Source organism: Stenotrophomonas sp. SY1 (genome assembly GCF_021202945.1).
GTDB lineage: Bacteria > Pseudomonadota > Gammaproteobacteria > Xanthomonadales > Xanthomonadaceae > Stenotrophomonas.
In genome coordinates, this window is record NZ_JAJOYR010000001.1 from 2,506,230 (window position 1) to 2,528,887 (window position 22,658).

At 63.5% G+C, this 22,658-nt stretch carries 15 protein-coding genes; 5 read left to right on the forward strand and 10 right to left on the reverse strand.

The features are described 5' to 3' along the window. Nucleotides 1-331: 331 nt before the first annotated feature. On the reverse strand, nt 332-652 hold the full coding sequence (locus LR961_RS10595) for a hypothetical protein (protein WP_232148858.1): 321 nt from the start codon (nt 650-652) through the stop codon (nt 332-334). Nucleotides 653-884: 232 nt separating this feature from the next. Between LR961_RS10595 and LR961_RS10600 the strand changes: the two genes are divergently transcribed. Further along, a complete protein-coding gene (locus LR961_RS10600) occupies nt 885-2,567 on the forward strand; it encodes a long-chain fatty acid--CoA ligase (RefSeq protein WP_232148860.1) in 1,683 nt (560 codons plus the stop codon). A 557-nt stretch (nt 2,568-3,124) separates the two neighbouring features. Here the strand turns inward: LR961_RS10600 and lysS are convergent. Together lysS and prfB are read right to left on the reverse strand one after the other, a co-directional pair. Continuing rightward, nucleotides 3,125-4,645, reverse strand: coding sequence for a lysine--tRNA ligase (lysS, locus tag LR961_RS10605; RefSeq protein ID WP_232148862.1), 1,521 nt, complete (start codon nt 4,643-4,645; stop codon nt 3,125-3,127). 102 nt (nt 4,646-4,747) lie between these two features. Further along, a protein-coding gene (gene prfB / locus LR961_RS10610) for a peptide chain release factor 2 (RefSeq protein WP_232148864.1) occupies nt 4,748-5,873 on the reverse strand; the annotation gives its coding sequence in 2 pieces (ribosomal slippage) (nt 4,748-5,797 and nt 5,799-5,873; 1,125 coding nt in all). A 168-nt stretch (nt 5,874-6,041) separates the two neighbouring features. On the opposite strand from prfB, the gene LR961_RS10615 reads away from it, so the two are divergent. Together LR961_RS10615 and LR961_RS10620 are read left to right on the forward strand one after the other, a co-directional pair. Further along, on the forward strand, nt 6,042-7,205 hold the full coding sequence (locus LR961_RS10615) for an ABC transporter substrate-binding protein (protein ID WP_232148865.1): 1,164 nt from the start codon (nt 6,042-6,044) through the stop codon (nt 7,203-7,205). Nucleotides 7,206-7,318: 113 nt separating this feature from the next. Next, on the forward strand, nt 7,319-8,665 hold the full coding sequence (locus LR961_RS10620) for an ABC transporter substrate-binding protein (protein ID WP_232148866.1): 1,347 nt from the start codon (nt 7,319-7,321) through the stop codon (nt 8,663-8,665). A gap of 199 nt (nt 8,666-8,864) precedes the next feature. Here the strand turns inward: LR961_RS10620 and LR961_RS10625 are convergent, their stop codons facing one another. Both LR961_RS10625 and LR961_RS10630 read right to left on the reverse strand, forming a co-directional pair. After that, a complete protein-coding gene (locus LR961_RS10625; protein WP_232148868.1) occupies nt 8,865-9,641 on the reverse strand; it encodes a transporter in 777 nt (258 codons plus the stop codon). A gap of 199 nt (nt 9,642-9,840) precedes the next feature. Continuing rightward, a complete protein-coding gene (locus LR961_RS10630) occupies nt 9,841-11,586 on the reverse strand; it encodes an amidohydrolase (RefSeq protein WP_232148870.1) in 1,746 nt (581 codons plus the stop codon). Between the two features lie 382 nt (nt 11,587-11,968). Here LR961_RS10630 and LR961_RS19330 point away from each other — a divergent pair, with 382 nt between their 5' ends. Then, nucleotides 11,969-13,624: a mechanosensitive ion channel family protein gene (locus LR961_RS19330; RefSeq protein WP_232148872.1), complete on the forward strand. Its 1,656-nt coding sequence runs from the start codon at nt 11,969-11,971 to the stop codon at nt 13,622-13,624. Between the two features lie 197 nt (nt 13,625-13,821). On the opposite strand, the gene LR961_RS10640 is transcribed toward LR961_RS19330, so the two are convergent. Beyond that, the gene (locus LR961_RS10640) at nt 13,822-14,721 is read right to left on the reverse strand and encodes a LytTR family DNA-binding domain-containing protein (RefSeq protein ID WP_232148875.1); all 900 of its coding nucleotides are present in this window, start codon (nt 14,719-14,721) and stop codon (nt 13,822-13,824) included. Between the two features lie 156 nt (nt 14,722-14,877). Between LR961_RS10640 and LR961_RS10645 the strand changes: the two genes are divergently transcribed. Continuing rightward, a complete protein-coding gene (locus LR961_RS10645; RefSeq protein WP_232148877.1) occupies nt 14,878-16,077 on the forward strand; it encodes an acyltransferase family protein in 1,200 nt (399 codons plus the stop codon). Nucleotides 16,078-16,276: 199 nt separating this feature from the next. On the opposite strand, the gene recJ is transcribed toward LR961_RS10645, so the two are convergent. Genes recJ through carB form a run of 4 tightly spaced genes read right to left on the reverse strand, consistent with a single transcriptional unit; the run spans nt 16,277 to nt 22,644 of the window. Further along, on the reverse strand, nt 16,277-18,010 hold the full coding sequence (gene recJ, locus LR961_RS10650) for a single-stranded-DNA-specific exonuclease RecJ (protein ID WP_232148879.1): 1,734 nt from the start codon (nt 18,008-18,010) through the stop codon (nt 16,277-16,279). Beyond that, nucleotides 18,003-18,926: a phosphoglycerate mutase gene (locus LR961_RS10655; RefSeq protein ID WP_232148881.1), complete on the reverse strand. Its 924-nt coding sequence runs from the start codon at nt 18,924-18,926 to the stop codon at nt 18,003-18,005. Before LR961_RS10655 ends, recJ begins: the two co-directional genes overlap by 8 nt. Before the next feature lie 2 nt (nt 18,927-18,928). Further along, nucleotides 18,929-19,405: a transcription elongation factor GreA gene (greA, locus tag LR961_RS10660; RefSeq protein ID WP_232148883.1), complete on the reverse strand. Its 477-nt coding sequence runs from the start codon at nt 19,403-19,405 to the stop codon at nt 18,929-18,931. Beyond that, a complete protein-coding gene (carB, locus tag LR961_RS10665; RefSeq protein ID WP_232148886.1) occupies nt 19,402-22,644 on the reverse strand; it encodes a carbamoyl-phosphate synthase large subunit in 3,243 nt (1,080 codons plus the stop codon). The genes greA and carB overlap by 4 nt, the downstream gene beginning before the upstream one ends. Nucleotides 22,645-22,658: the final 14 nt, after the last annotated feature.

Here is a 22,658-nt window from a genome sequence, read left to right on the forward strand (position 1 = left end):
TTGTTCTTTTTCACCCCTCCCCAACCCTCCCCTCCGCCTTCGGCGCAAGGGAGGGGGCAGAAGCGACTCGCTGCATCCCGGCCGAGCGCGCGAAACCATCCCTCCACTTGCACCGAAGGCGGAGGGGAGGGGGCAGAAGCGATTCGCTGCATCCCGGCCGAGCGCGCAAAACCATCCCTTCACTTGCACCGAAGGCGGAGGGGAGGCGCAGAAGCGGTTCGCTGCACCCTGGCCGAGCACGCGAAACCACCCCCTCCCTTGCGCCGAAGGCGGAGGGGAGGGTTGGGGAGGGGTAGCGCTCTTGCTCTTGCCTATTGCACTTGCTCTTGCCCTACCTTCCCAGCGGCTTCCAACTGGCGCTGTACACCCGCCACTTTCCATCCTCGTAGCGCCAGCCGCTGACCATCTCCTGCATGTCACCGCGCTCGGGCATCAATGCCCCCGTGCCACCTACCAGCAGCACATTGAACCGCACCGTCGCAGTACTACCGCCCTCGCCCATCTCCACCGTCATCGGCCCGGTCTGCGCGGCGACCTTCTTGTTGAGCAGCAACTGCGCCTTCAGCAGACGCTCGAGTCCAGCCCGGTCCACGCCTTCGTTGCCGATGAACTCAGCCGACACCGAATCCATGAAGTCATTGGGTTCCCCCACCTCCACCGCATCCTGCATTGCAGCAATCGTCCGCCGCAGCTGCTGCTCGGGTGGCTCCCGACCGCAGCCGCCCATGGAAAGCACAATCAGTACACAAAGCGTGCAATTAAGGACTGTTCGGAGCATCTAAATCCCTTCGCCTTTTCAATTCGGAACGGTATGCTGGGACAACGGTGCCGGCAGCCGCTGCCGAGCCCGACCACTAGATCACATCCATTTCCTGGAGGGGAAGATGAATCAGGAACGTCCCTGGCTGCAGAGCTACCCGGCCGGTGTCCCGGCTGAAATCGACGTCAACGAGTTCCGCTCTGTTGCCGCCGTGTTCGATACGTCGGTAGCCAAGTTCCGTGATCGGCCCGCCTACTCCAATTTCGGCAAGACCATCACCTACGGTGAAGCCGATGCGCTGGTAACCCAGTTCGCCTCCTATCTGCTCGGCGAACTGCAGCTCAAGAAGGGTGACCGCGTCGCGGTGATGATGCCCAACTGCCTGCAGTACCCGATCGCCATCTTCGGCATCCTGCGCGCTGGCCTGACGGTGGTGAACGTCAACCCGCTGTACACCGCGCGCGAGCTCAAGCACCAGCTGGTCGATGCCGGCGCTGCAGTGCTGCTGGTGGTGGACAACTTCGGCCAGACCGTGCAGCAGGTGATTGCTGAAACCCCGGTCAAGCAGGTCATCACCACCGGCCTGGGCGACATGCTCGGCTTCCCCAAGGGCTGCATCGTCAACTTCGTGCTCAAGTACGTGAAGAAGATGGTGCCCGAGTACAGCCTGCCCGGCGCCGTGCGTTTCAACGACACCCTCAAGCTCGGCAAGCGCCACGCGATGCCGGTGGTGGAAATCGATCACGACGACATTGCCTTCCTGCAGTACACCGGCGGCACCACCGGTGTTGCCAAGGGCGCGATGCTGACCCACCGCAACCTGGTCGCGAACATGCAGCAGGCTTCGGCGTGGATCAGCGCATCCGGCGTGAAGCCGGGCGAAGAAGTGATCATCACCGCGCTGCCGCTGTACCACATCTTCGCACTGACAGCGAACGGCCTGGTCTTCATGAAGCTCGGTGGCCTGAACTACCTGATCACCAATCCGCGCGACATGAAGGGCTTCGTCAAGGAGCTCAAGAACAACCGCTTCACCGCCATCACCGGCGTCAACACGCTGTTCAATGGCCTGCTCAATACCGAGGGTTTCGACCAGGTTGATTTCTCCAACCTCAAGGTCGCCCTGGGCGGCGGCATGGCGGTACAGCGCGCCGTGGCTGAGAAGTGGAAGAAGGTCACCGGCGTCACCCTGGTGGAAGCATACGGCCTGACCGAAACCTCGCCGGCAGCCTGCATCAACCCGCTGGATCTTAAGGACTACAACGGCTCCATCGGCCTGCCGATTCCCTCCACCGATGCCTGCGTCAAGAACGACGACGGCCAGATGGTCGGGACCGGCGAAGTGGGCGAACTGTGCATCCGTGGCCCGCAGGTGATGAAGGGCTACTGGCACCGCGCCGACGAAACCGAGAAGGTGCTCGATGCCGACGGCTGGCTGCACACCGGCGACATGGCACGCATGGACGAACAGGGCTTCTTCTACATCGTCGACCGCAAGAAGGACATGATCCTGGTGTCGGGCTTCAACGTGTACCCGAACGAGATCGAGGACGTCATCGCGATGATGCCCGGCGTGCTGGAAGTTGCCGCCGTTGGCGCTCCGAACGAGAAGTCCGGCGAAGTGGTGAAGGTGGTCATCGTCAAGAAGGATCCGAACCTCACCGAGGAGCAGGTCAAGGAATTCGCCCGCGCCAACCTCACCGGCTACAAGCACCCACGCATCGTCGAGTTCCGCAAGGAACTGCCGAAGACCAACGTCGGCAAGATCCTGCGCCGCGAACTGCGTGACTCCAAGCCGGAAGCCTGAGGCTCAGGTCATTGGATGACAAAAGCCCTCCCCTGACCGGGAGGGCTTTTTCATTCTGGCGGTTGCATAGCGGACGTTTGGGCTTCATGCGTCCTGGCATTGTTACTGCGCTGTCATTCCCGCGCAGGCGGGAATCGCTCGTTGCTTTTGCTTTAAGCCGCTGCAATTCCCCTGCCCCCACAAAACAAGAGCCAAGAGCGATTCCCGCCTGTCGGGAATGACGACCTGAAAGTACCGCAGGCACGGCGCCGACTTCGTACGTGGGATGTCAGCAGACCCATAGGAGCGACCTTGGTCGCGAAACTCATGCAACCTGCGGATTCAGAGGCGGGCTGCAACTGCAGTCACCCGGGCGGTTCAATCGTTGCCAACTTCGCGACCAAGGTCGGTCCTACATGGCCGCTTCGGGCTGTCCGCAAGAACTGCTCCATCGGCTCGTATGGAACATCAGCCCAGGGCGTCCGCAGATCGGAGGATCGGCGCGCGCATCACACCGAGCGATGCCCACAAAAAAGCCCCGCGACTGCGGGGGGCTTTTAGGCTCACCTATGGAAACCTCAGGCTTCCGGGCGCATGTACGGGAACAGCAGCACGTCGCGGATCGAGGCGCGGCCGGTCAGCATCATCACCAGACGATCGATGCCGATGCCAAGGCCGCCGGTCGGTGCCATGCCGTATTCCAGCGCACGGATGTAGTCCGAGTCGTAATGCATGGCTTCATCGTCACCACCTTCCTTGGCTTCCACCTGCGCCTGGAAGCGCGCGGCCTGGTCTTCCGGGTCGTTCAACTCGGAGAAGCCGTTGGCGATTTCCTTGCCATTGATGAACAGCTCGAAGCGGTCGGTATAACCGGCATCGGTGTCGCTGGCGCGCGCCAGCGGCGAGACTTCCACCGGGTGATCGGTGATGAAGGTCGGCTGGACCAGGGTGTGTTCGACGGTGGCTTCGAAGATTTCCAGCAGCAGCTTGCCCCAGCCGTAGGACGGCTTGACGCGGATCTTCAAACGCTCGCAATGGCGCAGCAGCGCATCGCGGTCGGTGCAGTCGGCCAGGCTGATCTCCGGGTTGTAGTGGCGCACCGCCTCATCCATGCGCCAGCGACGGAAGGCCGGGCCCAGGTTGATCTGCACGCCGTCCCATTCCACATCGGTGGTGCCCAGCACCTGCTGCGCCACATCGCGGATCACACCCTCGGTCAGGTCCATCACTTCGTTGTACGTGGCGTAGGCCTCGTACAGCTCCATCATGGTGAATTCCGGGTTGTGGCGGGTGCTGACGCCTTCGTTGCGGAAGTTGCGGTTGATTTCGTACACGCGCTCCAGGCCACCAACCACCAGGCGCTTGAGGTACAACTCCGGCGCCACGCGCAGGTAGAGGTCCAGGTCCAGCGCGTTGTGATGCGTGGTGAACGGCTTGGCCGTCGCGCCGCCGGGGATGTAATGCATCATCGGCGTTTCGACTTCCAGGAAGTCGCGGTTGTCCAGCCACGCACGCATGGCGCGGATGATGCGCGAGCGCTTGATGAACACCTCGCGCGACTCGGGGGTCACGATCAGGTCCACGTAGCGCTGGCGGTAGCGCTGCTCGACGTCGGCCAGGCCGTGCCACTTGTCCGGCAACGGGCGCAGCGACTTGGTCAGCAGGCGGATGCTTTCGGCCTTGACCGACAGCTCACCGGTCTTGGTGCGGGTCAGACCGCCTTCGACGGCGATGATGTCGCCCACGTCCCAGCCCTTGAAGGCGGCGTAGACGTCACCGAGCACGGTGGCCTGCAGGAACAGCTGGATGCGGCCGGTTTCGTCCTGGATCTGCGCGAAGCTGGCCTTGCCCATGATGCGCTTGGCCATCAGGCGGCCGGCCATCTTCACCGTGCGGCCGGATGCTTCCAGCGCTTCGCCGGTCCAGGTTTCGGCATCGGCAAACTCGGCCTGCAACGTGCCGGCAAAGTCTTCACGACGGAAGTCGTTCGGGTAGGCGATGCCCTGTGCGCGCAGTGCCGTGAGTTTCGCGCGGCGCTCGGCGATGAGGCTGTTCTCGTCGACGGGGGGCTGCGGCGCTACCGGGGTCTGTTCGTTCATGGCATTGGGATTCATTTGGGGGGAGAAAACAGGATGCGGCAGGCGGGGCTTGCCGCACCGTACAACACAACAAGGGAGCGGCCCGTGCAGGGCCACTCCGGATTACGCGTCGCTGCGTTTGGCGCCCGCTTCCAGACCGGACTTCAGGCTGGCCTCGATGAATTCATCCAGGTCGCCGTCCAGCACCTTCTGCGTGTCGGTGCGTTCGATGCCGGTGCGCAGGTCCTTGATACGGCTCTGGTCGAGCACGTAGTTGCGGATCTGGCTGCCCCAGCCGATGTCGGACTTGGTGGCTTCCAGGGCATCGCGCTCGGTGTTGCGCTTCTGCACTTCCAGCTCATAGAGCTTGGCGGCCAGCATCTTCATCGCGGTATCGCGGTTCTGGTGCTGGCTGCGGCCGGTCTGGCAGGCGACAACGGTGTTGGTCGGGATGTGCGTGATACGCACCGCCGACTCGGTCTTGTTGACGTGCTGACCACCGGCACCGGAGGAGCGGTACACGTCGGTGCGCAGGTCGGCCGGATTGATGTCGATTTCGATGTTGTCATCGACTTCCGGGGACACGAACACCGAGGTGAAGCTGGTGTGGCGACGGTTGTCCGAGTCGAACGGCGACTTGCGCACCAGGCGGTGCACGCCGATCTCGGTCTTCAGCCAGCCGTAGGCGAACTCGCCTTCCACCCGGAACGTGGCCGACTTGATGCCGGCAACATCGCCACCGGACACTTCCATCAGCTCGGTCTTCCAGCCGCGCGATTCGCACCAGCGCAGGTACATGCGCAGCATCATTTCGGCCCAATCCTGGGCTTCGGTGCCACCGGCACCGGCCTGGATGTCGACGAATGCGTTGCAGCTGTCCATCTCGCCGGAGAACATGCGCTGGAATTCCAGCTTCTCGATGTGCGCCTGGTACTTGTCCAGGTCGGCGATCACCGCCACGGCGGTATCTTCGTCCTGCTCGCTTTCGGCCAGCTCAAGCAGTTCGGTGGCTTCGGACAAGCCGTCCAGTACATCGGCGATGCCGGTGACGGTCTTGTCGAGCATGGAGCGCTCACGACCCAGGGTCTGGGCGTACTCCGGGTTGTTCCAGATATCGGGGTTTTCCAGCTCGCGGGTTACTTCTTCGAGACGTTCTTTCTTGACGTCGTAGTCAAAGATACCCCCTGAGCGAGACCACACGATCGGTCAGATCGGCGATTCGCTGGCGGATGGGATTGAGTTCAATCATGGTCGGTCTAGGAAAAGGCAGACAAGCTGGCAATTCTAGCATCCGCCGGGAGGCGCAGCTGACGTCAGCAATTGTCACTGAACAGGCGCCGGCTTGTCGGTAGAATCCCCACAGCACCCGCCTTGGCGGGGAACGGAAACCCCCTTCGATGACTACAAGGACTCACGCTTGAATACTCGCCCCGCCCGCCTGTTCGTGGCTCTTTCGATGACAATCGCGCTTGCAGGCTGCCAAAAGCTGACCGGCGCTGCTGCCGACAACACCCCCGAACTGAAAGTCGGCGACACCGTCGCCGGCGAGATCACCTCCACCAGCCGCCTGAACTACAACGACGGCAGCCGCCACCAGAGCTACAAGGTCACGCTCAAGAGTGGCGAGGCGCTGTCGCTGGAACTGGGCGGCGCGCTCAACGGCCAGCTGGCGGTGTTCGACGGCCAGAGCATGCTGGCCAAGGCATCGACCGGCAGCTACGAAGGCGAAGGCGACAGCACCTCCACCAGCGGCGTCAGCCTGGCGTTCCGTGCGCCCAAGGACGGCAGCTTCCTGGTCGCCGTGAACAGTGCCGGCGCCGACAGCTTTGGCCCGTTCAAGCTCAAGACCGCCACCGTGGTGCCCTACGACGGCAAGCCGCTGGCTGCCGGCAGCCAGGCCATCGACTGGCTGATGAGCAAGAAGCAGGAGTACGCGCTGAAGGTGGACAAGCCGGGCCTGTACTCGATCAAGATGGAGTCCAGCGCGATCGACGCCTTCCTGAATCTGAACGGCCGCAACGTGGAGGTCGAGGACGACGACAGCGGCGGCCAGCTCAATGCCCGCATCCAGGCCTATCTGGAACCGGGTGATTACACGATTGGCGCCTCGTCGATGAACGAAACCACCGGCTCGTTCAAGCTCAGCGTGGCGCTGACCCCGACTGAAGGCAACCTGGTCACCCGCGACGGCACCGCACTGACCATCGGCCAGACCGCGCCGGCAATGATGGATTCGCGCGGCCGCCGCACCTTCGTACTGAACCTGGAGAGCGCCAAGCTGGTCCAGTTCGACGCCATTGCCGACGGCTTCGACTCGGTGCTGAAGATCAGCGGACCGGGCGTGGACGCCGAAGACGATGACGGCGGCAACGGCACCAACGCGCAGCTGATCCAGTCGTTGAAGCCGGGCCGCTACATCGTGGAGGTGAGGAGCCTCAACGGCCAGGGCGTGTTCGAACTGGAAACCACCGACCTGGGCGGCGACGCGGCCACACCGGCCAACAGCAACCGCAAGGACGCCGCCAGCGAAGCCGCTGCCGAAGCCGCCAGCGCGAGCGCCGACGCGGCGGTAATCCAGTAATTTTCCGCCGGCCTCGCCTTCCCGGCAGGCCGGCATACCCGCATCGGGCCACTGCATCCCCCGGTGCAGCGCCCCGAACAACGCAATCTGTTCCCTCCCATAAGGAAATTGAAGTGAAGCGACTCGCAGCAGGACTGCTGTCCCTGGCCATCGCCGCCGCGGTGAATGCACCCGTTCACGCCGCCGCACCGGCCCGCACCCTCGCCGTCAACGGCGACGTCTCCGGCGAAATCACCTCTTCCACCCCGGTCAACTTCAGCGATGGCACCCGCAGCCAGCTGTTCTCGCTGCAGCTGGCCGCCGGCCAGGCGGTCTCGTTGACGCTGCAGGGCGCGCTCAAGGGCTCGCTGTCGGTGTTCCACCGCGACGCACTGGTTGGCCGCACCGAAGCTGACGACAGCGGCACCACCACCCTGAGCATCCGCGCCGACAAGGCCGGCCCGTACATGATCGCCGTGAGCGGTGCCGATGCGCGTGCGTTCGGCCCGTTCCAGCTTTCGGCCGACACCATCGCCGCCTATGACGGCAAGCCGCTGACCGCTGGCCGCCGCATCACCGATTGGCTGCAGAACGGCGACAAGACCTACACCCTGCAGGTCGACAAGCCGGGCCTGTACACGATCAACATGGAATCCACCGAGTTCGATTCCCAGATCGCGCTGAGCGGCAACGGCATCAACATGGAAGATGACGACGGCGGCAACCACATGAATGCCCGTCTGCTGGCACCGCTGCAGCCGGGCCGCTACACGCTGACCGCCACCGGTTTCAACGAGAGCAGCGGCGCGTTCTACCTGGGCGTGGAGCAGGCCGACCTGCCCGAAGGCCTGGTGTTCGCCGACGGCACCGCGTTGCCGCTCGACGGCACGGCCAGCGGCTTTGCCAACGCCGAAGACACCCGCAGCTTCGTGTTCACCCTGCCCGAGCGCCGCCGCGTGCAGTTCGACGCCAGCAGCCGCGACATGGACACCGTGCTGACCGTGCAGGGCGCCGACTTCAGCCTGAGCGATGACGACGGCGCCGGCAATGGCACCAACTCGCGTCTGGCCCAGGTGCTCGATGCCGGTGAGTACAACGTGTCGGTGCGTTCGGTGAACGGCCGTGGTGGCGTGTTCCAGCTGACCACCGCCACCTCGCCGGCACCCGATGGCGCTGCCCGTCCGGAACTGAAGATCGGCCGTGAAGTGCAGGGCCAGCTGCGCCCGGGCAACCGCGACCTGTACACCCTGGAGATTCCGCGCAAGGGCAAGTACGTCATCAGCATGACCGGCATCGGCGGTCTGGACGGCATGGTCACGCTAATGCGTGGCGGCGAGGAAGTCGCGCAGCAGGATGACAGCGATTCCAGCCTGGACCCGTCACTGGAAGTGGAACTGGAACCCGGCCGTTACGTGGTCATGGCGCACAGCTTCGACTCCAGCGCCACCGGCGGTTACCGCCTGCTGGCTCGCCGCAAGTAAGCCTTCTGCGGTTGCTACACAAGGAAAAGCCGGCCATGTGCCGGCTTTTCTTTTTGAAACGACAGACGCAGGCGCCGGGATGAAATCCCGAACAACGATTTGCCGATCTGCAGCAACCGGAGAAGGAGAACCCGCGCGTCGCTCACCCCTTTTCCCCTTTGCTATCAGCGCAGCGATCTGCCTGCGCACAATCAACGTTCTATCGGGGATACAGCAATGTAATGGCCAATCGAATACCCCAGTCCGGGTGGCCGGCTGGCCCTTCCAGATATCCTCTTACCCCACCGGTATAGCTGACCATCTGGCTCCCGATCTTGGAAACCTTGCTGTAGGTCAGATTGGCCGGAACCGTCCATTGACCGGCGTGCCAGTCGTAGGTCGACTCGAAGTTGAATGCAAGCGTCTGCCCCTTCCCCAGGCTTCTGGAAACAAATGGCTGGAAGAACGTCGCGCTGATGTCGACACGCCGACTACCTCCCACGTCCGCCAGGTGATTGACCAGCGAGCCATAGGTCCACGGCCCATCCTGCTTGAGCACCACGAACGTCGGGCCAATTGCCCAGGTATCAGCACCCAGGTCGTCGGTACCGGTGGGTATCATCGCCGCCGGCCCCACGCCCCAGATCAGGCCGGACGCGGTGGGCGCCTTCGGTGAGAAGAACACACTCTGCACCGTATCCCCGAGACCGAACTGGTTTCTTCCGGGGACAACATCATGCTGTTCGATGATCGGCAGGATCGTGCGCGAAATCAGGTTCCAGTCCTCGGAGATGGACACCGGTACAACCGGTTGCACGTTGAGCGTGTTGCGCTCTCCGTTGTCGCCATAGGTCGCATCGTAGTTGTATTGGAACGGCACGCTGATCAGCGCCGCCACCGGATTTGACAGCGCTTTCGCCAAGGCATCGGCATCGTGCTGTTTTTCCTGCGCTAGCAGGCTGGCACTCAGGCCAGTTGCAGCCATCAGCAGAAACAACCGGGCATGCAGAATCCTTCTCATGCGGGACCTCCGTCCCTGTTGAAAGCTTCGCCGGCTGCTTGCGGCTGGCACACGTCCTGCATCCCTTCTTCCGGGGAGCACCCTGCGACGCCCTGAAGATCAGAACTCTGCGCCGCAAGGATGCCCCCCCCGGAACTCATATCAATTCATCCAATCTGGAGAAGGACCACTACGCTTACTCCCGCTTTGAGACGGTCTTGCCATCCTTGATGGTTTCCAGCACCACAATCTTGTTGATGTTCATCGGCTCAATGGCGACCGGGTTGTCCGACAGGATGACGAGATCCGCCTGCTTGCCTGCCTTGATCGATCCCTTGTGCTCGTCCTCGCCGAACTCTTCCGCGCTCCACAAGGTGATCATCTTCATCGCCTCATACGGCGTTACCCTTTCGCCTTCGCCGACCACCTTGCCGGAACGGGAAACGCGGTTGACCGTCGCCCAGGCCACCTGCATCAGGTTTGGCAGCGCCACCGGTGCGTCGGTATGGCTGGTCACGTGCAGGCCGGTATTCATGATCGAGCGCATCGGCGAAATCTGCACAGCCATGTCATGGCCGACGATCGTGTCGTACCAGTCGCCCCAGTAGAAGGTGTGCATCGGGAACATGGACGGGAAGATGCCGAGCTCCTTGAGCTTGGGAATCTGATCGGCGCGAATGAACTGGCCATGCACGAGGATGGTTTCGCCCGGGCGCACACCATGCTTCTTCACGACCGGCTCAAGCGCGGCGATCATCTGGTCGACCGCGGCATCGCCGTTGGCGTGGATCTTCACCGGCCAGTTGTTGGTATAGGCCTTGTCGATGTAGGACTCGACCTGTTTGGTATCCGGAATCGCCGGATAGCCCTTGTAATCGGCCTTCTGTCCGTCCGGCGGAACCAGATAGGGGCGCGTACGCCAGGCAGTGCGGCCCTGCGGCGACCCATCAAGCGTGATCTTCAAACCGCCGAGCCGGTAATGATCGGTGTAGGTTTTGCTGTAGTACTTCTCGACCTGATCCATGCCGGTGTAGTCCTGCCAGCCGATCACATCGATATCGAGCAGTCCACGCTTGGCGGCGGACATCAGATCGGCATTGGCATCGCCCATCATCCGTCCTTCGGCTGCGGTCGTGTAACCGTAGCTTTTGGCCAGTTCGATACCACGGGCAAGGAAGTAATCCTTGTCCTCCTGCTTGCCGGGATTGATGATCTTGAGCACGTTGGGAATGCTGGCCAGCTCTTCAAGCACGCCGCTGGGCGTGCGGCCATCGGCCTCACGGCGGATCCTGCCACCTTCCGGATCCGGCGTATCGGCGGTAATCCCCACCGCTCTCAGCCCCGCCGTGTTCATAGCGCTGAGATGACCGGAGATATGCACCGCGAGTACCGGAATTTCGGTGGACACCTTGTCCAGGTCCTCTCGTGTCGGATGACGGCCCAATAGTGCGTCGTCGTAACCGGTACCAAAGATCCAACCGGTTCGTGCGACATCAGGCCCGCTGCCAAACTCCTTCAGCTTGGCCACGATGTCATCCACCGTGTTGACGGAACCGTCCGGCGGAGCAAGAAGATTCGCGCCAACGGCCTGGGACCCGAACTGCAGAAAGTGCGCGTGGCCATCGATGAGGCCCGGCATCATGGTCTTTCCGCCGAGGTCAACGGAAACCGTTCCCGCCCCCTTCAACTTCTCCGCCTCGGAACGAGTACCGGCAAAGATGATCTTCCCATCATCTACCGCCACGGCTTCCACGTAGGCGGGCTGATCACCCTCCATCGTGAGGATGTTCCCTCCGTGATAGATGGCGTCCGCACCGCCCTGCTCTCCTGCCGTCGGCTCAGCAGCGGATGGTTGTGCTCCGGTGTTGTCGGACGCTGGTGTACAGGCGACGAAGAGCAGCGGCGCAGCCAACAAGCATGCAAAACGCGTCCAATCGTTCAAGACAGGGAGCTTCCTCATATGTGCTGCCTTCCGGTGGATGTATGGGTTGCAGACTGCGAGCAATCGATCACTTGCAGAATGTGAAGACGAGCGTCAAATCAATGTGAATTGACAAGCCGGATCATCATCCCTGTCAGCGCGTTTCCAGACCCCTGCACGGATCGCTCATGCGCATCCGATTGGTTCTTCCCACTGCGGATTCCATCCATCCCAGGACCCCCGGGCGCTCGGCATCCGTGTTGACGTTGGATGGCCAACTGCCATAGCTTCACGGCAAGCGGACAGTGGTCGTCGGAAAGGGAAGTCTGCCGAGTTTGAGAAGGCGCCGGAAACCGTACTGGGGCTTTCAATCACCACAGATCAGATCAATGGGGCTGACCTCGTGTTCATCCAACTGCGCTCCCACAATGGCTGGCGATCCAGGCTGGCTGCGACATTCGGAATTCTGTTCGGCCTTGCGTTCAATGCATTCGCGCAGGAAGCCCCGCCACCGGACCCCGGGGCTGGAAAGACTGCCACCGTGCAGTTCTACAACCGGGATATCGTGGAGTTGCGCACCAACTTCCTCGGGCATACACCGGAGCTGCGAGCACGTGCAGCCGAGGCCAACATCAGGCGCGTTGCCGACCGCTGGGGCACTCCCAAGGCAAACTTCAAATCGACCACCGAGGGCGAGATCATTCTCCTCGACGGCACCCTCATCACGATACTGACCCCAGGCGACGCCGACTCCCTGCACGGACAGACATTGCAGACCCTGCGTTCGCAGACCACTGCACGACTGACCGAAGCAGTTGCCGCAGCAAAACGCGACAGAGCACCGCAGCATTTCCTGTGGTCCGTCCTCTGGAGCTTTGGTGCTGCGGTGCTGGCAAGCGTCCTGGTGGTCTACATACTGTCGTTTGGAAACAAGGCGCGGGCCTTCCTGAAACGTCGCATCGCCGGCCGGACATCCACGTCAAAACGAGAGTCGGTGCAGTACCTGCTGATAGTGCTGCGTGCCGTCTCTGACGGAGCTCTGCGGATCGCAACGGGCTTGACCATCATTCTTGTGCTGGAAGAGTGCGTCCGCTTCATCCTGGGCCGCTTCAGCTTCACCAGCCCGTGGGCAGACGCCATGGGGAGCTGGATCTTCCACACCCTGGCTACCTGGGGACACGCGGTCGCCTCCGCCATTCCGGGCCTTGTCACGGCTGCTTTCGTGCTGCTGCTCGCACGCTTCGTCGCCAGGACGGTCAGCATGCTGTTCAACGGCGTTCAGAACGAGAGGTTCCAACTGTTCGGCATCGACAGACAGCTCGCCGAGCCGACACGAAAGCTGGTCGTCGTGGTGATCTGGCTGTTCGCCATAGCGATGGCCTATCCGTATCTGCCCGGTGCCCAGACCGATGCGTTCAAGGGATTGAGCGTACTGGTGGGTGTCATGGTGTCACTCGGAGCGTCCGGCATCGTCGGGCAAGCCGCAGGCGGCTTCACAATCCTCTATTCCAGGACGATGTCCGTAGGTGACTTCGTCCGCTGCGGCGATGTGGAGGGAACCGTCCTCCAGATTGGTGTATTCACCACGCGCATCCGCACCGTTACCGGCGTGGAGGTGAGTATTCCCAACAACGTCGTTCTGGCTGGCCAGCTGCACAACTATTCGCGGCACCCCGATGGCCCTGGCATGTGGATGGAGACAGGCGTGACCATTGGATACGACAGCCCATGGCGGCAGGTGCACCGGCTGCTGCTGGCGGCATCGGCCAAGACCCCCGACGTGCAGAAGGATCCGGCGCCCTATGTACTGCAGACCGCGCTTTCCGACTTCTACACCGAGTATCGCCTGCGTGTTCGCATTCCCGAGGCATTGGAGCGGGCGCGCATACTGAGCGAGCTTCACGCGAACATCCAGGATGAGTTCAATGCGGCCGGGGTGCAGATCATGTCGCCGAACTACGAAGCCGATCCCGAACAGCCGAAACTGGTCCCAAGAGAGCACTGGGAGGGAATCTCCGATCCAACGGATGCAGGAGCCACACCTGCCCAACGGGCGTAGCCACAATGCGACAGCCGCAACCGTGAGCCGTTGAATTTCGTCGGAGCCGCTGCCCCCAACCCCGAACGACACCCGCTTGCAGCATGGAAACCAGCGCCCATTTCCCGCGTCGATACCAAGGATTCAGACCCGCCCGGTCATGCAGAGAACGGTCGATTCACGCCCCGACCAGCACTCAATACTCACCTGCTCTCACCTCACACCACCACCGGCTGGCCTTCCTCCAGCAACACCCGCACTGCTGGCAAATAGCGGCGACTGCAGGGAACCACCTGCCCGTCGTCCATCTGCAACTGCGCCTCGCCACCGTCCATCGGCTTGATCGATACCAGGTGGCCGAGGTTGATCAACCAGCTGCGATGCACCCGCGCGAAGCACGCCGGGTCCAGCTTTTCCTCCAGCGCCGCCATGGTGATGCGCAGGGGATAGTCGTGGCCGCGCACGCGCAGGTTGACGTAATTTCCGGCCGCCTGGGCCCATTCGATATCGGCAGTGGCCACCAGGAAGTCCCGCCCCAGCTTGCGCACCAGCAGCCGCTCTGGGCGCTCCACCGGGTCCAGCGCCGGACCTTCGTCAGGCGCGGCCAGCAATTGCACCTCGCCGCGCAGGCGGCGCAACACGAAACGGTAAGCGTGGATGCAGGCCACGATGAGCACGAACGTGCGCACGTCCTTGAGGTACTCGTAGAACATCTCGCGCGGCCATGAGCCGACGTCGTAGTGCTCGCCCATCCACCGGTACGCCAGCATGCGCAGCCCGAACATGCCCAGCACATGCACCACCGACATCGGCACGCTGGCGAGCAGGTACCACGGCAGGCGTCGTCGCCAGGTATCCAGGTGCAGCGGCATGCGCCGGCTGAACCAGACAATGGCGGGCACCAGCACCAGCAACCACATCAGGCCGCTGGAGAACTCCCAGACCCAGGGCTCCCAGCCCTGTCGCGACGATAGCCCGGCCCGGCGCATGTCCATCCAGCTGGTCAGTGCATTGCCGGCGCAGTTGATCGTCACCAGCAGCACCCAGAACAGTATCTCCGCGCTGCGTTGCCATGGCCCGAAGCGCTCCAGCGCATCACGTGCAGGTGTTCTATCCATCCGCGCATTCTAGGGGCGCGGGCGGCGAACGCCCCGGCTGTCCATCCCCTTGAAGCCGCCATTCGTCCCTCGGCCGCCACCATCGGCCCCTTCAACGCCATTTCTCCACACCATTGCGGGCTTGATGAACCGTCCTGTGGAACGGTGGAACCAACGATGCAAAGACGTCACGACCTGGACTGGCTGCGCGTGATCGCATTCGCGCTGCTGGTGCTCTATCACGTGGGCATGTACTACGTGAGCTGGGACTGGCATGTAAAAAGTCCGCAGGCGGGCACGGCGCTGGAGCCGTTCATGCTGCTCACCAGCCCGTGGCGGATGTCGCTGCTGTTCCTGATCTCCGGCGTGGCTACCGCATTCATGCTGCAACGTCCGACGGCGCGCTTCCTGCGCCGGCGCAGCTGGCAGCTACTGCTGCCGCTGCTGTTCGGCATGCTGGTGATCGTGCCGCCGCAGTCGTACCTCGAAGTGGTCGAGCAACTGCCTGGCGGCTATGGCGAATCCTACCTGGCCTTCTACGCGCGCTACCTGAGTGCCTATCAAGGCTTCTGCGACAGCGACGGCTGCCTGATCCTGCCCACCTGGAACCACCTTTGGTTCCTGCCTTATCTGTGGTGCTACACGCTGCTGGCCTGGTTGCTGTGGCGCCTGTTGCCGGCCGCCGGCCTGGCCCGGTTGCGGCAACTGGCAGGCCGCATCCTGGGCGGTTGGCGCGCGCTGCTCGTCCCGATCGCAATACTGGCGGCCGCCCGCCTGCTGCTGGCCACACGATTCGAGCAGACCCACGCCTTGATCGACGACTGGTACAGCCACGCCGAGTACGCAGCGGTGTTCCTGCTCGGCTTTCTTCTGGCTTTCGACGAGCGCTTCTGGGAAAGGCTGCAGCGGTTGCGCTGGACGTCATTGGTGCTGGCCACCGGCAGCTACGCGGTGCTGATCCACTACTGGTACTTCGCTGGCTACGGCGACGAGCAACCGCTGCCCGAACTACTGCGCCAGTATCTGCGCGTGGTGTGGGCGATCGACCAATGGTGCGCTACTGCCGCCCTGCTCGGCTTCGCCTACCGCTGGCGCAACGCCGACAGTCCGCTGCTGCGGTACCTCACGGTCGCCGTGTTCCCGGTCTACATCCTGCATCAGACGGTGATCGTGGTGCTGGCCCATGCGTTGAAGCCGCTGGGCATCCCCGCGACGCTGGAGGCGATGCTGTTGATCGCGGCTACCTTCGCACTGTGCTTCGCTGCCTATGCGTTGATCCGCCGCAGTCGTCTGCTGCGACCGCCGTTTGGCCTGCGCTCGGAATCGGTGCCTAATCCGCCGTTGACCACCACCGCCAGCGAGGCCAGCCAGACGTAGGAGCGGCCTCGGCCGCGAAGCTATCGCACGTTCAAGCGGTCGCACCACCTGCCATTGCTGCAAGCCAACTGGTTGGCCGTGCCGAGCATGGCTCGGCACTATCGGGCGTCCTTCAGCAGGAGCGACTGCCGCGAAGCCACTGCGGTTACGGATGTCAGCATGGCCTGAAGCTGCGGCAGCTTCGCGGCCGAGGCCGCTCCTACGCCGTTGCGGGCTGACAGTGCTCGATGATCAACTGGATGGCCTGGCCACCGCGATAGTCATCGCCGACCAGTCTGTAGGCGATATGCACGCGCGCGCCCGGCTCGGCACCCTTCCATCCGCTGAAATGGATCGCGTTGATCTTGGCGGAACTGCCGACGGGACGCAGCACGAGCTTCAGATGGCGTTCTTTCAGCACGCGCCATTCCACCACCTCGAACTGGCCATCGAACAGCGGCTCCGGAAAGCCCTGCCCCCACGGTCCGGCAAGACGCAACGCCTCGGCGTGGCGGAAATCCAGTTCGCCAATGGCAAGCTCGCCATCGCTCAACAACTGCTGCTGCAACAGGGCCGGGTCCATGACGGCCAGCACCTGTTGTTCAAACGCAGCTTTGAATGCTTCCAGCTTGGCCAGCGGCAAGCTCAGCCCCGCCGCCATCGCGTGACCGCCAAACTTCTCCATCAAGCCCGGATGGTTGGCGTTGACCGCCGCCAGCGCATCGCGGATATGGAAGCCCGGAATCGAACGGGCCGAACCACGCAACGCTTCACTGCCCGGCTCGGCTGGAGCGAACGCGATCACCGGCCGATGCAGCCTGTCCTTCATCTTCGATGCGACCAACCCGACCACGCCCGGATGCCACTGCGCATCAAACAGGCAGGCGGCGACAGGGCGCAGCCCGTCATCGGCAAGCAAGGCACGCGACACCGCCAACTCGGCGTCATCGGTCATCAACTGCTGCACGGCACGGCGTTCGGCGTTGATCTCTTCCAGCAAGGCGGCGATCTCGCGCGCCTGCGCGGGGTCTTCGGTCAACAACAACTCGATGCCCAGCGCCATGTCTTCCAGGCGTCCGGCCGCATTGAGGCGCGGCGCCAGGGCAAAACCGATGTCGCTGCCGGTGAGCTTGCCGGCATCGCGGCCACTGGCTTCGATCAACGCGCGCAGGCCGACGCAGCCCTTGCCGGCACGCAGCCGACGCAGGCCAGCACCCACCAATGCACGGTTGTTCTCATCCAGTGCGACCAGATCGGCCACCGTGCCAACGGCCACGAGATCCAGCAGAACCAGCAGGTCCGGCTCGGGTTGTTCGGCAAACACGCCCTGGTCGCGCAGATGCCGGCGCAGCGCCATCAGCACGTAGAAAATCACCCCGACACCGGCCAGTGATTTGCTCGGGAACGCATCGCCGTCAACGTTCGGATCGACGATGGCATCGGCCGGCGGCAGCTTCTCGCCCGGCAGATGGTGGTCGGTCACCAGCACCTGCCAACCCAACGCCTTGGCCGCGTTGACGCCGGCATGACAGGCGATGCCGTGATCCACCGTCACCAGCAGGTCCGGCTTCAATGCGGCGAGTTCTTCCACCAGCGACGGTGACAGGCCGTAACCATGCACCATGCGATTGGGCACCGCATGCACCACATCGCGCGCGCCCAGCAGGCGCAGGCCGCGCACGCCGACCGCGCAGGCGGTGGCGCCATCGCAATCGAAATCACCGACGATCAGGATGCGCTTATTGGAAGCAATCGCCGCAGCCAGCAGCTCGACCGCTGACTGCATGCCGCCCAGCAGTTCAGGCGCGTGCAGCTGACCAAGCTTGGGCTGTGCCTGTGCGGCCGAGCCGGCCCCGCGCGCGGCGTAGATACGCTGCAGCAATGGCAGGGTCTGCGCATCCCACTGCCCGGCATCGATCACCTCGCGCCGGACAATCTTCAATTGATCACTCATCGCCGAGGGTCGCCACCGGCTTCTTCCAGAAGCGCCAACGTTGGCCCCGGTCGATGCGGTAATGCGTGCCGTCCTCAAAATCCAGACGCAGCTCTTTCAGTTCACCGCGCTGGATCGCATCCAGCAGTGGCAGGATGGCATCGCGGCCGAACTGCTCAAGCGAACGCAGCTGGCGCAGGTCGACCAATGCATCCACGGTCTGCTCGCCCCCCACTCGCACGCCGGCCATCTTGGCCAGGCCTTGCAGCAGGGCATCACGGCTGCGCACCTGCGCATGCGCGGTGCGTACCGACTCCGGCAACCGGCCCGCGCCCCAGAACCACAGCGAATTCACCGCGCGTTTGCCCTGCGCGATGCGCTTCTCGTTCCAGGAGTGCTGATGCAGCAGCACCTGCGCTTCGGTCATCAGGGCGCGCCATTGGCGCCCCGCCTCACCGTCAGGCAGGTGCAGGAAGAGATCATCACCCAGCGCCACGTCAGGGTCGACGAAGGTGGGCAACGGAGTGTCTTCGGGCAGACGCAGGTACCAGCGCGAAGGCGTGGGTGCATCCAGCTGGAAGCCGAAACCGGCGAACAGGGGCTGCAGCGAAGGCAGCAACACGTCCACGTCGATCTGGTCCAGGCGCAGGGTTTCGGCCGACGCCATCATCCGCGCGCCCTGCATGTCCGGAACGATGTTGGCCGGATCGGCGCGCAACCACAGCGCGCCCTCCGCATCGCCGGCATCGGCGTGGCGGCTCAACGCCGCCGCCGACCAGACATCCGGGGCGATACTGAAATGCCGGCGCAGCTGCGCCGACTCACCCGCATCGGCGAGGCCGCGCTCGGCGCGGCCCAGCGCGGCGGCCACCTGTGCCGGCAATGCGCCAGCCGGAAAACGGCTGCGCGCAGGCAGCAGCAGCGTGGCCTTGGCCATCGTCAGTCGAGATATTCGACGCTGACGATTTCGTACTCGCGCAGGCCGGCCGGCGCGTCGATGGCGATGCTGTCGCCTTCGTTCTTGCCGATCATTGCGCGTGCCACCGGCGAGGAAATGGCGATCAAGCCCAGCTTGATATCCGCTTCCAGGTCACCAACGATCTGGTAACGCTTCTCCTCGTCCGATTCCACATCGGCCAACGTCACCGTGGCGCCGAACACCACCTTGCTGCCGGCGTTGAGCTTGCTGATGTCGATGATCTCGGCATGCGACAACTCGCCTTCCAGCTGCTTGATGCGGCCTTCGATGAAGCCCTGTTCCTCGCGCGCGGCGTGGTACTCGGCGTTCTCCTTCAGGTCGCCGTGCTCGCGTGCTTCGGCGATGGCAGCGATGACCTTCGGGCGCTTGTCCGACTTCAGGTGTTCCAGCTCATCGCGAAGACGCTGGGCGCCCTTCATCGTGATGGGAGCTCTCATGCATTCAACTCCTTGTGCAGTTCCTGCAGCGACCATACCGGACCGGTGCCACGGAATTCCAGCGACTGCACCAGCGCCTTGGCGCCAGCCACCGTCGTCGAATAGGTGACGCGATGCTGCAGTGCTTCACGTCGGATGGAGAACGAGTCGTTGATCGCGGCACGGCCTTCGGTCGTGTTGACGATGTAGACGATCTCACCGTTCTTGATGCTGTCCACGATGTGCGGACGGCCTTCCACCACCTTGTTGACCACCTCGCAGGTGTAACCCTGCTGCTGCAACCAGGCAGCGGTGCCACGGGTGGCAACCAGCGAGTAACCGCGCTCGACCAGGCCCTGCACCGCCGGCATCACGCGCTGCTTGTCGGCATCACGCACCGAGATGAACGCCTTGCCCAACGGCGGGGTCTTGATGCCACCGGCTTCCTGCGCGCGCGCAAACGCGGCGCTGAAGCTGCGGCCCACGCCCATCACTTCACCGGTCGAGCGCATCTCCGGCCCGAGGATCGGGTCCACGCCCTGGAACTTGGCGAACGGGAAGATGGCTTCCTTCACCGAGTAGTAATCCGGCACCACTTCCTTGGTCGCGTCCTGCTCGGCCAGGGTCATGCCGGCCATGCAGCGGGCGGCAATCTTGGCCAGCGGCACGCCGGTGGCCTTGGACACGAACGGCACGGTACGCGAGGCACGCGGGTTCACTTCCAGCAGGTAGATCACGTCGTTGCCGTCGGCATCGGTCTGGATCGCGAACTGGGTGTTCATCAGGCCGACCACGTTCAGCGCCTTGGCCAGTTCACGCACCTGGCGACGCAGTTCTTCCTGCGTTGCCGGCGACAACGAGTACGGCGGCAGCGAGCAGGACGAGTCACCGGAATGCACGCCGGCTTCTTCGATGTGCTCCATCACGCCGCCGATCAGGACGTTGCCGTCCTTGTCGCAGATGATGTCCACGTCGGCTTCGACAGCAGCGTCCAGGAAGTGGTCCAGCAGCACCGGCGAATCGTTGGAAACCTTGACCGCATCACGCACATAGCGCGCCAGGTCCGATTCGCCATAGACGATTTCCATCGCGCGGCCGCCCAGCACGTAGCTCGGGCGCACCACCAGCGGGTAGCCGATTTCGCGGGCCAGCAGCAGCGCTTCCTGGTCGTTGCGGGCAATGCGGTTCGGCGGCTGCTTCAGGCCGAGCTTCTCGACCAGCTGCTGGAAACGCTCGCGGTCTTCGGCCAGGTCGATGGAGTCCGGCGAGGTGCCGATCACCGGCACGCCGTTGGCTTCCAGCGCACGCGCCAGCTTCAGCGGGGTCTGGCCGCCGTACTGCACGATCACGCCCTTGGGCTGTTCCAGCTCGACGATTTCCAGCACGTCTTCCAGCGTCAGCGGCTCGAAGTACAGGCGGTCGGAGGTGTCGTAGTCGGTGGAGACGGTTTCCGGGTTGCAGTTGACCATGATGGTTTCATAGCCGTCCTCGCGCAGGGCGAGCGCGGCATGCACGCAGCAGTAGTCGAACTCGATGCCCTGGCCGATGCGGTTCGGGCCGCCGCCCAGAATCATGATCTTGTCGCGGTTGGTCGGGTTGGCTTCGCACTCGTCCTCGTAGGTCGAGTACAGGTAGGCGGTGCTGGTGGCGAACTCGGCGGCGCAGGAGTCCACACGCTTGTACACCGGGCGCACCTTGTGGGCACGGCGCAGCGCACGCACGGCCGCTTCGTTGGTGCCGGTCAGCTGGGCCAGGCGCGCATCGGAGAAGCCGGCGCGCTTGAGCGCACGCAGACGCTTGCCGTCCAGCGAGTCGATGCCTTCGGCGTGCACCTGCTTCTCGTCGACGATGATCTCTTCGATCTGATCCAGGAACCACGGATCGATGTGCGACAGCGCGAACACCTCTTCAACGCTGAAGCCGGCGCGGAACGCATCACCGACGAAGAACAGACGCTCCGGGCCCGGGGCCTTGAGCTCGCGCTTCATCGTGGCGATATCGTCTTCGTTGCCCAGGTCCAGGCCGGTCGGATCCAGGCCGATCTTGCCGGTTTCCAGGCCACGCAGCGCCTTCTGCAGCGATTCCTTGAAGGTGCGGCCCATCGCCATCACCTCGCCCACCGACTTCATCTGGGTGGTCAGGCGCGCATCGGCAGCCGGGAACTTCTCGAAGGCAAAGCGCGGAATCTTGGTGACGACGTAGTCGATCGACGGTTCGAACGAGGCCGGGGTCAGGCCACCGGTGATTTCGTTCTTCAACTCGTCCAGCGTGTAACCCACGGCCAGCTTGGCGGCGACCTTGGCGATCGGGAAGCCGGTGGCCTTGGAGGCCAGCGCCGAGGAGCGCGACACGCGCGGGTTCATTTCGATCACGACCACGCGGCCGGTGGTCGGGCTGATGCCGAACTGTACGTTCGAGCCGCCGGTATCCACGCCGATCTTGCGCAGCACGGCGATGGAGGCATCGCGCAGGCGCTGGTATTCCTTGTCGGTCAGGGTCTGGGCCGGGGCCACGGTGATCGAGTCACCGGTGTGCACGCCCATCGGGTCCAGGTTCTCGATCGAGCAGACGATGATGCAGTTGTCCGCGGTGTCGCGGACCACTTCCATCTCGAATTCCTTCCAGCCCAGCACCGATTCTTCCACCAGCACTTCGGTGGTCGGCGACAGCTCCAGGCCGCGGTTGACGATCTCGATCAGCTCTTCGCGGTTGTAGGCGATGCCGCCGCCGCTGCCGCCCAGGGTGAAGGACGGACGGATGATGGTCGGGTAGCCAACGCGGGTCTGGATATCCAGCGCTTCTTCCAGCGTGTGCGCTACGGCGGCCTTCGGGCATTCCAGGCCGATCTCGCCCATGGCCACGCGGAACAGCTCGCGGTCTTCGGCCATGCGGATCGCTTCGCGCTTGGCGCCGATCAGCTCGACGTTGTACTTCTCCAGCACGCCGTGGTCAGCCAGGTCCAGCGCGCAGTTCAGCGCGGTCTGGCCGCCCATGGTCGGCAGCAGCGCGTCCGGGCGCTCCTTGTCGATGATCTTCTCGACCGTCTGCCAGTTGATCGGCTCGATGTAGACGGCGTCGGCCATCTCCGGGTCGGTCATGATCGTGGCCGGGTTCGAGTTGACCAGCACCACGCGGTAACCCTCGTCACGCAGCGCCTTGCACGCCTGCGCGCCGGAGTAGTCGAACTCACACGCCTGGCCGATGACGATCGGGCCAGCGCCGATGATGAGGATGGTCTTTAGGTCGGAACGCTTTGGCATTGTCTTCTCTAAGT

Bases quoted from the DNA above. Each gene is read 5' to 3' on its own strand.
- LR961_RS10600 (WP_232148860.1), top strand. From the start codon at position 885: ATGAATCAGGAACGTCCCTGGCTGCAGAGCTACCCGGCCGGTGTCCCG.
- lysS (WP_232148862.1), bottom strand. From the start codon at position 4,645: ATGAACGAACAGACCCCGGTAGCGCCGCAGCCCCCCGTCGACGAGAAC.
- LR961_RS10640 (WP_232148875.1), bottom strand. From the start codon at position 14,721: ATGGATAGAACACCTGCACGTGATGCGCTGGAGCGCTTCGGGCCATGG.
- LR961_RS10645 (WP_232148877.1), top strand. From the start codon at position 14,878: ATGCAAAGACGTCACGACCTGGACTGGCTGCGCGTGATCGCATTCGCG.
- recJ (WP_232148879.1), bottom strand. From the start codon at position 18,010: ATGAGTGATCAATTGAAGATTGTCCGGCGCGAGGTGATCGATGCCGGG.
- LR961_RS10655 (WP_232148881.1), bottom strand. From the start codon at position 18,926: ATGGCCAAGGCCACGCTGCTGCTGCCTGCGCGCAGCCGTTTTCCGGCT.
- greA (WP_232148883.1), bottom strand. From the start codon at position 19,405: ATGAGAGCTCCCATCACGATGAAGGGCGCCCAGCGTCTTCGCGATGAG.
- carB (WP_232148886.1), bottom strand. From the start codon at position 22,644: ATGCCAAAGCGTTCCGACCTAAAGACCATCCTCATCATCGGCGCTGGC.